This is a genomic window from Streptomyces sporangiiformans, from assembly GCF_005768555.2.
In the GTDB taxonomy this organism is placed as follows: Bacteria; Actinomycetota; Actinomycetes; order Streptomycetales; family Streptomycetaceae; genus Streptomyces; species Streptomyces sporangiiformans.
In genome coordinates, this window is record NZ_VCHX02000341.1 from 1 (window position 1) to 12,538 (window position 12,538).

The window sequence follows — 12,538 nt, forward strand, 5'->3', positions numbered from 1 at the left end:
GGCGCAGAGCTGCCGACGGCGCGGGGCGCGGAGGCTTCGGCGGCCTGGGCGGCGGCGGCCGCCGCGGCGGCCCGGGCGGCCCCGGTGGATCGAGCGGGCATGGCAGAGGCCGTGGTGGCGTGCCGCCCAAGAAGCGGATCATCGACTATCCGCGCGCGGGCAAGTACGGCGCGGCACGGTGGGTGCCCTCGTGGAAGCTTGTGACGGGCACGTTCGTCGGTTTCTTCGGCAGCATGATGGTCGTGGCGGGCATCGCGTACGCCATGGTGGGCGTCCCGAACGTCGCTCAGGCGGCGGAGGCGCAGAACAACGTCTACAAGTGGGCCGACGGCAGCACGATGGTCGCCACCGGTGGCGAGACGAACCGCCAGATCATCGGCTACGCCCAGATCCCCAAGGAGATGCGCTACGCCGTCATGTCGGCCGAGAACAAGACGTTCGAGACCGACAAGGGCGTGGACCCCATGGGCATCGGCCGCGCCCTGTTCAACATGGCCAAGGGCGGCGAGACGCAGGGTGGCTCCACCATCACCCAGCAGTACGTGAAGAACGCGCGGCTGAGTGACCAGTCGCAGACGGTCACACGTAAGTTCAAGGAGCTGTTCATCTCCATCAAGGTCGGCGCCACCGTCGACAAGAAGGAGATCATGGCCGGCTACCTGAACACGGCCTACTACGGACGCGGCGCCTACGGGATCCAGGCAGCCTCGCGTGCGTACTTCAACAAGGACGCCAGCAAGCTCAACGCGAGTCAGTGTGCGTTCCTGGCGGCAGTACTCAAGGGCGCCACGTACTACGACCCGGCGGGCGCGACATCGATCGACCCCGCCGCCACCCCCGACGCCAACCTCAGGCGGGCCACGGAGCGGTGGAGCTGGATCCTTGACGAAATGGTCAAGGACGGCCATCTGACGGCGTCACAGCGGGCTGGGTACAAGAAGTTCCCCGAGACCGAGAGCCCGCGCTCCAACGCCCAGCTGAGCGGTCAGGTCGGCTATCTGGTCGACCTCGCCAAGGCGTACATCGTCAACAACAGCGAAAAGACCAACATCACCGCCGAGGACCTCCAGCGCGGCGGATACACGATCCAGACGACCTTCGACAAGAAGATGGTCAACCAGCTCGAAAACGCCGTGAAGAAGGTCCGCAAGGAGAACATCGACCCGAAGGCGCGTCCGGACAAGGACAAGTACGTCCAGTTCGGCGGGGCCTCCGTGGACCCCGAGGACGGCGCGATCAAGGCCATCTACGGCGGCGAGGACGCGACCAAGCACTTCACCAACAACGCCGACCAGACGGGTGCGCAGGTCGGTTCGACGTTCAAGCCGTTCGTGCTGGCGGCCGCCATGCAGTGGGGCAAGCGCGACCCCGAGCTCGGCCCGGAGCAGGCTCAGGACGAGCGGACCAAGGTCTCCCCCAAGAGCCTCTACAGCGGCGAGAACAAGCTCAAGATCGAGGACTACGACGAGAACGTCTGGAAGGACAAGGAGGGCAAGGAGTGGCTGCAGAAGAACGACGGCGGTGAGTCCTACAACCCCCCGAGCTACCAGATCGACCTCCGCGAGGCGATGAGGGTCTCGGCGAACTCCGCCTACGTGCAGCTCGGCATGGACGTCGGTCTGGACAAGGTCAGGGAGGCAGCGCTCGACGCGGGCGTCCTGAAGACCAGTCTGGCCAGCGCCAACTACCCGTCCTTCTCGCTCGGTACGTCCGACCCCAGCGCGATCCGCATGGCAGGCGCGTACTCCACCTTCGCGGCCAGCGGCAAGCAGAACGATCCGTACTCGGTCAAGGAGATCACCGACAAGGACGGGACGGTCTTCAGGCACGCCGATGTCGCCAAGACCAGGCAGGCCTTCACCGCCCAGGTCGCCGACAATGTCACCGACGTCCTGAGGACCGTCGTCGACAAGGGCACCGGTACCGCGGCGAAGCTGGACGACCGCCAGGTGGCCGGCAAGACCGGTACCACTGACGGCAACAAGTCCGCCTGGTTCGTCGGCTACACCCCGCAGCTCTCCACCGCGGTCTCCATGTACCGCATGGATGACAACGAGAGCAGCAAGAAGCGTGAGTTCCTGGAGATGTACGGAACGGGTGGCCAGAAGAAGATCCACGGTGCCTCGTTCCCGGCCGAAATCTGGCACGACTACATGGAGAACGCGCTCAAGGGCAAGGAGGTGGAGGACTTCCCGACGCCTGAGCCGATCGGCGTGGTCGTCAACGACGTCCCGACGCCGACTGCGACCCCATCGGCGCCGGAGACGGCGGACGAAGAAAGCCCGACGCCGAGCAATACACCCAGCGAGTCCGCGCCCACGCCCACGCCCACACCGAGCAACACCTGCGATCCGTTCGACTTCGAGTGCAACAACACCGGCGGCAATGACAACGGCGGTACCGATACCGGCGGAACCGACGGAGGCGTGAGTCCCGAGCCTACGGAGACCGACGACGGAAACAGCAGAGGCAATGGCAACGGGGGCCTCTTCGGAGGAGGCACTGGGTAGCCGTCACCGAGTGTGTTTCACGTGAAACGCACAGTTTCACGTGAAACAAGGGCCGTCGCACCGACAGGTGCGGCGGCCCTTGTCGTACACGAGGCGGCGGCCCGGACACAGGCGGCGAGTCACGGACCCAGCGGCTGGGCCCACACGCTCTGAGGTACGTACGGCAGGATGTGCGGTATGCCCAGTGCAGAAACGACGCGAGTGAACGTGGACGAGCCAGAGCCGGTTCGGCCGACCAAAGAGGACGAGGTCGCCGCGACCGGCAGCGAGCTGATCGGTGGCCCCATCGGACGGCGCGCTCTGCTCGGGACGTCCTGGTGGACCCCCGTACGCGTCATCGCGCTCGTCGCGATCGGCGTGTTCGCCCTCGGCATGGTGCAGAAGCTGCCCTGCTACGACGGCGCCTGGTTCTTCGGTGCCAGCTCGCAGTACACCCACGCCTGCTACTCGGACATCCCGCACCTTTACCAGGGACGTGGCTTCGCCGACGGGCTCGTACCGTACTTCGACAAGATCAACGGCGACATGGAGTACCTCGAATACCCGGTACTGACCGGTGTGTTCATGGAAGTCGCCGCCTGGCTGACACCGGGCAGCGGCAGCATCCAGGGCCAGGAAAAGATCTACTGGATGGTCAATTCCGGGATGCTGATGGCGTGCGCGGCGGTCATCGCCGTCTGCGCGACCCGCACCCACCGGCGGCGGCCCTGGGACGCCCTGCTCATCGCCCTCGCTCCGGCCTTCGCCCTCACCGCCACCATCAACTGGGACCTGCTGGCCGTCGCCCTGACGGCCGCCGCGATGCTGATGTGGTCGCGGGGCCGCGCCCTCGCCTTCGGCGTCCTGCTGGGGCTCGCCACGGCCGCCAAGCTCTATCCGGTCCTGCTCCTCGGACCGCTCCTCGTGCTCTGCTGGCGGGCAGGCAGGTGGCGGGAGTTCGGCACCGCGCTGCTCGGCGCGGGGGGCTCATGGCTGACCGTGAACCTCCCCGTGATGCTGCTCGCCCCCGAGGGGTGGTCGAAGTTCTACACCTTCAGCCAGGAGCGCGGCGTCGACTTCGGCTCCTTCTGGCTGGTCCTGTCCCAGCGGATGGAAACGCCTTTCGCCACGGAGACCGTCAACACGCTCGCAACGGTGCTGATGCTGCTCGCCAGCGTGGGCGTCGCGGGGCTCGCGCTCACCGCCCCACGCCGGCCCCGCTTCGCCCAGCTCGCCTTCCTGATCGTCGCGGCCTTCATCCTCACCAACAAGGTCTACTCGCCGCAGTACGTGCTGTGGCTGGTCCCCCTCGCGGCCCTGGCCCGCCCGAAGTGGCGGGACTTCCTCATCTGGCAGGCGTGCGAGGTCGCGTACTTCCTCGGGATCTGGATGTACCTCGCGTACACGTCCAGTGGAGACGCCCACAAGGGGCTGCCGACCGACGGCTATCAACTCGCCATCGTCGTCCACCTGCTGGGGACGCTCTACCTGTGCGCCGTGGTCGTACGCGACATCCTCATGCCCGAGCGGGACGTGGTGCGCCGTGCCGGCGACGACGATCCCACCGGTGGCGTGCTCGACGGGGCTGAGGATGTCTTCGTCCTCGGGGCCGCGGCCCGGCCACCGCGGCATGCGGCGCATTACGAGGGGCCCAGTGTGGAGTGGGGCAGCCGAGGAACCTCGGCTGCCCGCAGTTCGCCCTGAGCGAACAAGGCGTAGGGCAGGCACGCCAAAGGCCGTACACGGGCTCCGTGTACGGCCTTTGGGCTTCTGCCGGGGCTCTGGGGTGGGCGCGGCCGAGGGCGGGCAGCTCCGCGGTCCTCGGCGGGTCAGCGTTCGACGACGCGGTCGAACTGTGTGGTGGTGTGCCGCAGATGGGCCACCAGTTCCTCACCGACCTGCGGCTCCGGCGCGTCCGTCGGCACGAACAGGATCGACACCTGCATGTGCGGGGGTTCCGCGAACCACCGCTGCTTGCCACCCCACACGAACGGGGAAAGATTCCGGTTCACCGTGGCCAGACCCGCGCGAGCGACACCCTTGGCGCGCGGCATGACGCCGTGCAGGGCTTTGGGGGACTCCAGGCCCACTCCGTGCGACGTACCGCCCGCCACGACGACCAGATAGCCGTCGGAGGCCGCCTTCTGCTGCCGGTAGCCGAAGCGGTCGCCCTTGGAGACGCGCGTGACGTCCAGGACCGCGCCGCGGTACTCCGTCGCCTCGTGGTCCCCCAGCCACAGCCGCGTGCCGATGCGGGCGCGGAAGCGGGTCTGCGGGAACTGCTGCTGCAGCCGGGCGAGTTCCTCGGCCTTCACATGGCTGACGAACATGGTGTGCAGCGGCAGCCGGGCCGCGCGCAACCGGTCCATCCAGCCGATGACCTCTTCGACGGCGTCCGAGCCGTCGGTACGGTCCAGCGGCAGGTGGATCGCGAAGCCCTCGAGCCGCACGTTCTCTATGGCGGCGTGGAGCTGCGGCAGGTCCTGCTCCCTCACACCGTGCCTCTTCATCGAGGACATGACCTCGATGACGACACGGGCGCCCACGAGGCCGTAGACCCCGTCGACCGACGACACGGAGCGGATGACGCGGTCGGGCAGCGGCACGGGCTCCTCGCCCCGCCGGAAGGGCGTCAGCACCAGCAGGTCGCCGCCGAACCAGTCCTTGGTCCGTGCGGCCTCGTACGTCGTGCCGACGGCCAGGACGTCCGAACCCAGGCGCGTGGCCTCGTCAGCCAGCCTCTCGTGGCCGAAGCCGTAGCCATTGCCCTTGCAGACGGGGACGAGCCCGGGGAACTGCTCGGACACGTGCTTGAGGTGCGCACGCCAGCGCGCGGTGTCGACGTAGAGCGTGAGCGCCATGGCCGGACCTGGAACCTTTCTCGTGGGCTTGGTGTATCAGAGGTATGCAGGCACATTCTGGGGCGTCAGCGGCGCGACATGTAGATGTCGAGCGCCTTGTGGAGCAGCTTGTTGAGCGGGAAGTCCCACTCGCCGAGGTACTCGGCTGCCTGCCCGCCCGTGCCCACCTTGAACTGGATCAGGCCGAAAAGGTGGTCCGTCTCGTCCAGCGAGTCGGAGATGCCCCGCAGGTCGTAGACCGTCGCACCCAGGGCGTAAGCATCGCGCAGCATCCGCCACTGCATCGCGTTCGAGGGCCTGACCTCACGACCGATGTTGTCCGAGGCGCCGTACGAGTACCAGACGTGCCCGCCGACGACCAGCATCGTCGCGGCCGACAGGTTCACGCCGTCGTGCCGGGCGAAGTAGAGCCGCATGCGGTTGGGGTCCTCGGTGTTGAGGGCCGTCCACATGCGCTGGAAGTACGAGAGCGGGCGGGGCCGGAAGTGGTCGCGTACGGCCGTGATCTCGTACAGACGCTGCCACTCCTCCAGATCGTGGTAGCCGCCCTGGACGACCTCGACGCCGGCCTTCTCGGCCTTCTTGATGTTGCGCCGCCACAGCTGGTTGAAGCCCTTGTGGACATCCTCCAGGGAGCGGTTCGCCAACGGCACTTGGTAGACGTAGCGGGGCTGCACATCACCGAAGCCGGCCCCGCCGTCCTCACCCTGCTGCCAGCCCATCCGGCGCAGCTTGTCGGCGACCTCGAAAGCGCGAGGCTCGATGAAGTCCGCCTCGATGTCGCGCAGGCGCTTGACGTCCGGGTCCTGGATGCCCTTCTTGATCGAAGCGGCCTCCCAACGCCGGATGATCACCGGCGGACCCATCTTCACGGAGAACGCACCCTGCTGCTTGAGGTGCGCGAGCATCGGATCCAGCCACTCGGTCAGATTTGGCGCGAACCAGTTGATGACCGGCCCCTCGGGCAGATAGGCGAGATAGCGCTTGATCTTGGGCAGTTGCCGGTACAGCACGAGGCCCGCGCCGACCATCTCGCCCGTCCTGTCGTCGAACCAACCGAGATTCTCGGAGCGCCACTCCGCCTTGACGTCTGCCCAGGCCGGGACCTGCATGTGGCTCGCCGCGGGCAGGCTCTGGATGTATGCCAGATGCTGCTCTCGACTGATGGTCCTCAGGGTCAGGCTCATTCGGGGCGCTCCTCGGGCTGGTGTGTCCCCATGGGTACAGGGGCTCCTGGCTCTCGCGCCGAAGCCTACTGCGCCCTGTGAGCGCCCCGTCTGGCCGTACGGAACCTTGGCCCCGACCGGTACGCGGCCGGGACGTCTTCAGGTGTTGTCCGGCTGTGGGGCCGGGTGTTGTGAGGACGCCGACCGGTGATCCCCGTTCGTCGGGGAGGCGGTCAGCCGATGATGCCGCCGAACAGACCGCCGTGCGCCATGCCGAGGAAGAAGCCGACGCCCGACGCGCCGAGACCCAGGATCAGCCCGAAGCGCTGACGGGTCGTCTCGGAGACGAACTGCCCGCCCGCGCCGGTGATGATCCCCACCAGCCCCGTCCACGAGCTGATCAGGTAGAGGTCGTGGAACATCGCCGTGATGAAGGACGTCACTCCGAGGACCAGCGTCACGGCGAGCAGGGTGTCCTGCAGCGGGTGAGGCTTGTGATCGGTGGCGAACAGGGATCCGGCGATGTTGGGTCGCACTGACTGTGCCATGAGGCACCTCCTGCGGAAGACGGCGCATCGTAGCGCCATGCACACCCGATGTGTACAGATTGACGGTCCTCACCGCTGGATTTCAACCGGAAGCACGTGGGCGGGTACTCTGTACCGTCTGCACCGGTGTCTGTCCAGGCCACGGCACAACTCCCGCTCAGTCCGCTGGGCGGCGGGTCCGATTGTCAGTGGCGCCCGATACCGTTGCGTACGCATCACGACCCTCCTGCCACGGAACGACCGTGGCCGCTGAGTCCAAAGGAGGTGGGTTCTACATGCGTCACTACGAGGTGATGGTCATCCTCGACCCCGATCTGGAGGAGCGCGCCGTCGCCCCTCTGATCGAGAACTTCCTCTCCGTCGTCCGCGAGGGCAATGGAAAGGTCGAGAAGGTCGACACCTGGGGCCGTCGTCGTCTCTCGTACGAGATCAAGAAGAAGCCTGAGGGCATCTACTCGGTCATCGACCTGCAGGCCGAGCCTGCGGTCGTCAAGGAGCTCGACCGCCAGATGAACCTGAACGAGTCGGTCCTCCGGACCAAGGTCCTCCGTCCCGAGACCCACTGAGCTTTCCCGCTCAGCTGATATCGGGCATCGAGTAGCAGCACCAAGCAGCCAGCAGCAAACCCGCCGAGAGGTTCCCCTATGGCAGGCGAGACCGTCATCACGGTCGTCGGCAATCTTGTCGACGACCCCGAGCTGCGCTTCACCCCTTCCGGTGCGGCGGTTGCGAAGTTCCGTGTCGCGTCCACCCCCCGCACCTTCGACCGTCAGACCAATGAGTGGAAGGACGGCGAGAGCCTGTTCCTGACCTGCTCGGTCTGGCGTCAGGCGGCGGAGAACGTCGCCGAGTCGCTCCAGCGAGGCATGCGCGTCATCGTGCAGGGCCGGCTGAAGCAGCGGTCCTACGAGGACCGTGAGGGCGTCAAGCGCACGGTCTACGAGCTCGACGTCGACGAGGTCGGCGCGAGCCTTCGCAATGCCACGGCCAAGGTCACCAAGACCACCGGCCGAGGCGGCCAGGGCGGATACAGCGGCGGTGGCGGCGGCCAGCAGGGCGGCGGCTGGGGCGGCGGCCCCGGTGGCGGTCAGCAGCAGGGCGGCGGCGCTCCCGCCGAGGACCCCTGGGCGACCGGCACGCCGGCCGGCGGCGGCCAGCAGGGTGGCGGCGGTGGCGGCTGGGGCGGAGGCTCCGGCGGCTCCGGCGGCGGCTACTCGGACGAGCCCCCCTTCTAAGGGCGGGTTCGCACCCACACTTCTTGATCACACAGGAGAATCACCATGGCGAAGCCGCCTGTGCGCAAGCCGAAGAAGAAGGTCTGCGCTTTCTGCAAGGACAAGGTCACGTACGTGGACTACAAGGACACGAACATGCTGCGGAAGTTCATTTCCGACCGCGGCAAGATCCGTGCCCGCCGCGTGACCGGCAACTGCACGCAGCACCAGCGTGACGTCGCCACGGCCGTCAAGAACAGCCGTGAGATGGCGCTGCTGCCCTACACCTCCACCGCGCGATAAGGGAAGGGTGACCGACAAATGAAGATCATCCTCACCCACGAGGTCTCCGGCCTCGGCGCCGCGGGCGACGTCGTCGACGTCAAGGACGGTTACGCTCGCAACTACCTGATCCCGCGGAACTTCGCGATCCGCTGGACCAAGGGTGGCGAGAAGGACGTCGAGCAGATCCGTCGTGCTCGCAAGATCCACGAGATCCAGACCATCGAGCAGGCCAATGAGATCAGGGCCCGCCTCGAAGGCGTCAAGGTCCGTCTGGCCGTCCGCTCCGGCGACGCCGGTCGACTCTTCGGTTCCGTCACCCCGGCCGACATCGCCTCGGCGATCAAGGCTTCCGGTGGCCCCGAGGTCGACAAGCGCCGCATCGAGCTGGGCTCGCCGATCAAGACGCTGGGCGCTCACGAGACGTCCGTGCGTCTGCACCCCGAGGTGGCCGCCAAGGTCAACATCGAGGTCGTCGCGGCGTAAGCGCTGCGCTCGCTGAAGCAGTGTGGGGCCGCACCCTGTTGGGTGCGGCCCCTCATGCTTGCTGGTCCACCGCGCGGTCGGCACGGGCTTGTGTGCACGCTGTTTCACGTGAAACAGCGCGAACTCGGGGTGTGCGCTGGGCCCGTGGGCCCTCAACGCAGCGGTGCGTCCCTTCAGCGCGTGGCGCCCGTGACGATCCAGCGACCGGAGCGGGAGCGCTGCCACAAGGTCAGCATGCGCACCGCCATCATCAGAGTCATCGCTCCCCAGAGCGCCGTCAGGCCACCGCCGAGAGCAGGTACGAGCAGTGCGGCGGGCGTGAAGACAGCGAGCGTCACGAGCATCGCCCATGCCAGATAAGGGCCGTCACCGGCGCCCATCAGCACCCCATCGAGAACGAAGACGATGCCGCAGATCGGCTGGGAGAGGGCCACCACGACAAGGGCGGGCAGCGCCGTGTCCTTGACCACCGAGTCACTGGTGAACAGGGGAAGGAAGAGCGGGCGGGTGATGATCACCAGCAAGCCGAGCGCTATGCCGACCGCGATGCCCCACTCCACCATGCGGCGGCAGGCGTCGCGGGCTCCCTGCGCGTCGTTCGCGCCGAGGTAGCGCCCGATGATCGCCTGACCGGCGATCGCGATCGAATCCAGGGCGAAGGCGAGCAGGCTCCACAGGCTCAGGATGATCTGGTGTGCCGCGATGTCCGCGTCCCCGAGCCGGGCAGCCACGGCGGTGGCGATCATGAGAATGCCCCGTAGCGAGAGAGTACGGACCAGCAGGGGTACCCCAGCCTGGGCACAGGCGCGTATCCCGGAGGCGTCCGGCCGCAGCGAGGCGCCGTGCTTTCGGGCTCCGCGTACGACGACCGCCAGATACACCGCGGCCATGCCGCACTGGGCGATGACGGTGCCCCAGGCGGAGCCGGCGATGCCGAGGCCGGCGCCATAGACAAGGACGACGTTGAGGGCGGCGTTGGCGATGAAGCCCGCGATGGCGACGTACAGCGGTGTCTTCGTGTCCTGCAGCCCACGCAGGACACCGGTGGCGGCGAGCACGACGAGCATCGCGGGGATGCCGAGCGCCGAGATCCGCAGATACGTGATGGCGTAGGGCTCGGCGGTGTCCGAGGCGCCGAAGAGTTCCACCAGGGAGGGCGCCGCCGGGACGACGATGGCGATGACGGCGGCGCCGAGCAGGAGCGCGAGCCAGATGCCGTCCATGCCCTGGCGTATGGCGGCCTGTTGATCGCCCGCGCCCACGCGACGGGCGACGGCGGCCGTGGTGGCGTACGCGAGGAAGACGAAGATGCTGACGGCCGTGGTGAGGAGGGCCGAGGCGACACCGAGACCGGCGAGTTGCGCGGTGCCCAGATGGCCGATGATGGCGCTGTCGGCCATGACGAAGAGAGGCTCGGCGACCAGTGCGCCGAAGGCCGGGACGGCGAGGGCGACGATCTCTCGATCGTGCCGGCGCCGGGCGGCCTGGGATGCCGCGGGAGCCTGTGTCATGGCCATCAATGTAATCTTCCACAGGTAAGAGATGCAACTGTCTTGAGACCCTTACTTCGCTTCCTGTGGGGCGTGCCGCTGCGGCTTGGTCGTGGCAATCTTGGTCCACCCGGAGGACTTTTTCTTCTGCACAGCCAGTGGACGACAAAAGCGCAGGTCAGGTGCGGTGTGGAAAAGGGGTCGAGTGCTTGTTCACAAGCCTGTCCACCGGGTCGTGCACAGGTTTTGCAGAGTTCTCCACAGCATCGGGGCCGTCGTCCACATGGCCTGTGGATAACCAGATTGGCTGACGGTGCCCGCAGGCCTAACGTAGTCCGGCGTCCGCTCTCTCCTCCGTCCTCGGAAACCACGCAAAACCGACGCGCCAGAACCGGAGTTGGGCCGCTTATTTGTCAGTGCCGTGCCGTAGGAATGAGGGGCACGGCGAAGTCCGCGCAGCGGACGGGAGGAGGTGGCCCGGTGAGTATTTCCGAGCCTTTGGACGACCCGTGGGCCGACAGCGGTCCCAGTGATCGTCTGCCTGCCTCCCGCCAGCGTCGCGACGGTGGCCGGGGCCGTGAGGAGCAGCACGAGCGCGGCCGGGACAGCAGCGAATGGGACGGCGGAAGTTCGGCCTTCGAGCGCGTGCCACCGCAGGACCTGGACGCCGAGCAGTCCGTCCTCGGTGGCATGCTGCTGTCCAAGGACGCCATCGCGGATGTCGTAGAGGTGCTGAAGGGCCACGACTTCTACCGGCCCGCGCACGAGACCATCTTCAGTGCGATTCTCGATCTCTATGCGAAGGGCGAGCCGGCCGACCCGATCACGGTCGCCGCCGAGCTCACCAAGCGCGGTGAGATCACCAAGGTGGGTGGCGCACCCTATCTGCACGGCCTGGTGCAGACGGTCCCGACGGCGGCGAACGCCGAGTACTACGCGGAGATCGTTCATGAGCGCGCCGTGCTGCGCCGCCTGGTCGAGGCCGGTACGCGCATCACACAGATGGGATACGCGGCCGACGGCGATGTGGATGAGATCGTCAACAGTGCCCAGGCCGAGATCTACGCGGTCACCGAACAGCGCACCACCGAGGACTACCTCCCGCTGGGCGACATCATGGAGGGCGCGCTCGACGAGATCGAGGCGATCGGTTCGCGGTCGGGGGAGATGACTGGTGTGCCGACGGGTTTCACCGATCTCGACCAGCTCACCAACGGTCTGCACCCGGGACAGATGATCATTATCGCGGCCCGTCCCGCCATGGGTAAGTCGACGCTGGCACTGGACTTCGCACGGGCCTGTTCGATCAAGCACAACATGCCGAGTGTGATCTTCTCGCTCGAAATGGGGCGCAACGAGATCGCCATGCGTCTGCTGTCGGCGGAGGCGCGTGTGGCACTGCATCACATGCGTTCGGGCACGATGACCGACGAGGACTGGACCCGGCTGGCGCGCCGGATGCCGGATGTGTCGGCTGCGCCGCTCTACATCGACGACTCCCCGAACCTGTCGATGATGGAGATCCGCGCCAAGTGCCGTCGTCTCAAGCAGCGCAGTGATCTGAAGCTGGTGGTGATCGACTATCTGCAGCTCATGCAGTCGGGCGGTTCCAAGCGGACCGAAAGCCGGCAGCAGGAGGTCTCGGACATGTCGCGAAACCTGAAGCTCCTGGCCAAGGAGCTGGAGCTTCCGGTGATCGCGCTGTCGCAGCTGAACCGTGGACCCGAGCAGCGTACGGACAAGAAGCCCATGGTGTCCGACCTACGTGAATCCGGTTCCATCGAGCAGGACGCGGACATGGTCATCTTGCTGCACCGTGAGGATGCGTACGAGAAGGAGTCGCCGCGAGCCGGCGAAGCGGACATCATCGTGGGCAAGCACCGTAACGGCCCGACGGCGACGATCACGGTTGCCTTCCAGGGGCACTATTCACGCTTCGTGGACATGGCGCAGACCTGATTTCTGCCCGTGTAGGGCCTGCCGTGGCCCACCATTTCGCGCC

Annotated in this window: 11 protein-coding genes; 7 read left to right on the forward strand and 4 right to left on the reverse strand. The window is 67.0% G+C overall.

The window, feature by feature from the left end; all coding sequences use genetic code 11:
• Positions 1-2,510 (forward strand): transglycosylase domain-containing protein (locus FGD71_RS43470; RefSeq protein WP_420878402.1); only part of this gene is annotated, 2,510 nt, incomplete at its 5' end.
• Positions 2,511-2,687: 177 nt separating this feature from the next.
• Positions 2,688-4,193 (forward strand): glycosyltransferase family 87 protein, encoded by a 1,506-nt coding sequence (locus FGD71_RS43475; RefSeq protein WP_119106122.1) that lies wholly within the window; start codon positions 2,688-2,690, stop codon positions 4,191-4,193.
• A gap of 125 nt (positions 4,194-4,318) precedes the next feature.
• Here FGD71_RS43475 and FGD71_RS43480 read toward each other — a convergent pair whose 3' ends face one another.
• The 3 genes from FGD71_RS43480 to FGD71_RS43490 all read right to left on the reverse strand — a co-directional run bounded on the left by FGD71_RS43480 (position 4,319) and on the right by FGD71_RS43490 (position 7,064).
• Positions 4,319-5,350, reverse strand: a complete 1,032-nt coding sequence (locus FGD71_RS43480; RefSeq protein WP_119106123.1) for an alanine racemase — start codon at positions 5,348-5,350, stop codon at positions 4,319-4,321.
• Positions 5,351-5,415: 65 nt separating this feature from the next.
• A complete protein-coding gene (femX, locus tag FGD71_RS43485) occupies positions 5,416-6,537 on the reverse strand; it encodes a peptidoglycan bridge formation glycyltransferase FemX (RefSeq protein ID WP_119106124.1) in 1,122 nt (373 codons plus the stop codon).
• A gap of 212 nt (positions 6,538-6,749) precedes the next feature.
• On the reverse strand, positions 6,750-7,064 hold the full coding sequence (locus FGD71_RS43490) for a hypothetical protein (protein WP_119106125.1): 315 nt from the start codon (positions 7,062-7,064) through the stop codon (positions 6,750-6,752).
• 275 nt (positions 7,065-7,339) lie between these two features.
• Here FGD71_RS43490 and rpsF point away from each other — a divergent pair, with 275 nt between their 5' ends.
• The 4 genes from rpsF to rplI all read left to right on the forward strand — a co-directional run bounded on the left by rpsF (position 7,340) and on the right by rplI (position 9,046).
• Positions 7,340-7,630 (forward strand): 30S ribosomal protein S6, encoded by a 291-nt coding sequence (gene rpsF, locus FGD71_RS43495; protein ID WP_005482942.1) that lies wholly within the window; start codon positions 7,340-7,342, stop codon positions 7,628-7,630.
• A gap of 78 nt (positions 7,631-7,708) precedes the next feature.
• Positions 7,709-8,299 carry a single-stranded DNA-binding protein gene (locus FGD71_RS43500; RefSeq protein ID WP_119106126.1) on the forward strand — a complete coding sequence of 197 codons (591 nt, stop codon included), beginning with the start codon at positions 7,709-7,711 and terminating at the stop codon, positions 8,297-8,299.
• A 45-nt stretch (positions 8,300-8,344) separates the two neighbouring features.
• The gene (gene rpsR / locus FGD71_RS43505) at positions 8,345-8,581 is read left to right on the forward strand and encodes a 30S ribosomal protein S18 (protein ID WP_003949403.1); all 237 of its coding nucleotides are present in this window, start codon (positions 8,345-8,347) and stop codon (positions 8,579-8,581) included.
• An 18-nt stretch (positions 8,582-8,599) separates the two neighbouring features.
• Positions 8,600-9,046 (forward strand): 50S ribosomal protein L9, encoded by a 447-nt coding sequence (rplI, locus tag FGD71_RS43510; protein WP_119106127.1) that lies wholly within the window; start codon positions 8,600-8,602, stop codon positions 9,044-9,046.
• Between the two features lie 173 nt (positions 9,047-9,219).
• Here the strand turns inward: rplI and FGD71_RS43515 are convergent, their stop codons facing one another.
• On the reverse strand, positions 9,220-10,557 hold the full coding sequence (locus FGD71_RS43515; RefSeq protein ID WP_119106158.1) for an MATE family efflux transporter: 1,338 nt from the start codon (positions 10,555-10,557) through the stop codon (positions 9,220-9,222).
• Between the two features lie 459 nt (positions 10,558-11,016).
• Here FGD71_RS43515 and dnaB point away from each other — a divergent pair, with 459 nt between their 5' ends.
• On the forward strand, positions 11,017-12,495 hold the full coding sequence (gene dnaB, locus FGD71_RS43520) for a replicative DNA helicase (RefSeq protein WP_119106128.1): 1,479 nt from the start codon (positions 11,017-11,019) through the stop codon (positions 12,493-12,495).
• The last annotated feature ends 43 nt before the right edge of the window (positions 12,496-12,538 follow it).

Bases quoted from the DNA above. Each gene is read 5' to 3' on its own strand.
- FGD71_RS43500 (WP_119106126.1), top strand. From the start codon at position 7,709: ATGGCAGGCGAGACCGTCATCACGGTCGTCGGCAATCTTGTCGACGAC.
- FGD71_RS43480 (WP_119106123.1), bottom strand. From the start codon at position 5,350: ATGGCGCTCACGCTCTACGTCGACACCGCGCGCTGGCGTGCGCACCTC.
- rpsR (WP_003949403.1), top strand. From the start codon at position 8,345: ATGGCGAAGCCGCCTGTGCGCAAGCCGAAGAAGAAGGTCTGCGCTTTC.
- rpsF (WP_005482942.1), top strand. From the start codon at position 7,340: ATGCGTCACTACGAGGTGATGGTCATCCTCGACCCCGATCTGGAGGAG.
- FGD71_RS43475 (WP_119106122.1), top strand. From the start codon at position 2,688: ATGCCCAGTGCAGAAACGACGCGAGTGAACGTGGACGAGCCAGAGCCG.
- rplI (WP_119106127.1), top strand. From the start codon at position 8,600: ATGAAGATCATCCTCACCCACGAGGTCTCCGGCCTCGGCGCCGCGGGC.
- femX (WP_119106124.1), bottom strand. From the start codon at position 6,537: ATGAGCCTGACCCTGAGGACCATCAGTCGAGAGCAGCATCTGGCATAC.
- FGD71_RS43490 (WP_119106125.1), bottom strand. From the start codon at position 7,064: ATGGCACAGTCAGTGCGACCCAACATCGCCGGATCCCTGTTCGCCACC.
- FGD71_RS43515 (WP_119106158.1), bottom strand. From the start codon at position 10,557: ATGACACAGGCTCCCGCGGCATCCCAGGCCGCCCGGCGCCGGCACGAT.